At 64.6% G+C, this 1,195-nt stretch carries 2 protein-coding genes; one reads left to right on the forward strand and one right to left on the reverse strand.

Annotated features, from left to right (window positions below):
- Window positions 1-62 precede the first annotated feature (62 nt).
- Complete coding sequence (locus SSP08S_RS54540; protein WP_026179647.1) at window positions 63-833, reverse strand: IS5/IS1182 family transposase; 771 nt, start codon at window positions 831-833, stop codon at window positions 63-65.
- 48 nt (window positions 834-881) lie between these two features.
- Here SSP08S_RS54540 and SSP08S_RS54545 point away from each other — a divergent pair, with 48 nt between their 5' ends.
- Window positions 882-1,175 (forward strand): hypothetical protein, encoded by a 294-nt coding sequence (locus SSP08S_RS54545; protein WP_019076049.1) that lies wholly within the window; start codon window positions 882-884, stop codon window positions 1,173-1,175.
- Window positions 1,176-1,195 lie beyond the last annotated feature (20 nt).

Raw genomic sequence — 1,195 nt, forward strand, 5'->3', positions numbered from 1 at the left:
GCTGTCCCGCAATGATCAACTGAGTCGACCGTTCAGCATCGGGTATGGCCGCCTCCGGCGGTCTATCCGGCGAGCGCGAGGTTGTGCAGACGGGCTATGCCAAGCATGGCGTGATGAACACCGTCTCCCTTCAAGCGGCAGTCGCGGAGGATCTTCCAGCTCTTCATGCGGGCGAAGGTGTGCTCGACGCGGGCACGGACCTTGCGGTGTGAGCGGTTGTGCTCCTCTTTCCAGGCCGGGAGTTCCGCCTGGCCAGGCTCGTGACGGTGCGGGATCACCAGGCCAGTGCCACGGTAACCGCCGTCAGCAATCACCGTGGTGTTGCCGACGGCTGCCTTCGCTCCGGACAACTCCCATGCCCTGCAGTCGTTGCGGTTACCGGGCAGAGGCCGGCCCACGGCGACGACGAGCCGCGTATCGGCGTCAATGACGACCTGGTGATTGGTGGAATACCGATAGTTCTTCGACTGCTCGGCCACCGTGTGGTCACGCGTGGGTACCAAGGTGCCGTCCACGATGAGGACGGTGTCCTTGCGGAAGCGTCTGCGCGGCCGCAGGGCGAGCAGCGGTGCGAGGCGGTTGATGATGCGGTCGGCCGCGGACTTCGAGATTCCGAACAGCGGCGCCAGTTGGCGTAGCGTCAAGTTGGTTCGCCAGTACGCCGCGACCAGCAGGACGCGGTCCTCCAGGGGCAAGCTCCATGGTCGACCGCGCCGGACCGCGTCCGCTCCCGCGCGGCGCATGGCGTTCACCAGTTTGCCGAAGCAGCGCGGGCTCAGCCCGGTGAACGGACTTATCCAGGACGGCTGTGACGCCGTGATTACACCTGCCACGAGAAGATCGTCCCACCGCGTTGCGAACTGGCCGATACGGAGGCGCATATGGAGACGGACTTGGTGAGTCGCCTGGAAGAGGCGGCGGATCGTTTCGTGATCCCCCTGCGCATGAACGAAGGGTTCGATGAGCAGGCGCTCCTTCAGCTACAGGAGCAGATCGATCGCTGCGGGACGGCGTGGAGAGAAGAAGCCCACGTACCGAAGCGTGCGGCGTTGATCCTCGCCGAACTGCACCCAGCGATCGAGGCTTGCGCCTGGCTGTACGAAGGGAACATGCGTCAGCGGATCCAGGAGGCAGGAGTGATGGTGTCTGAGGCAGTGATCGCTGCTCTGGACTGAGCCAGTGTTGCGGGACAACT

The sequence above is a fragment of the Streptomyces hokutonensis genome (assembly GCF_000376565.1).
Taxonomy (GTDB): Bacteria; Actinomycetota; Actinomycetes; order Streptomycetales; family Streptomycetaceae; genus Streptomyces; species Streptomyces hokutonensis.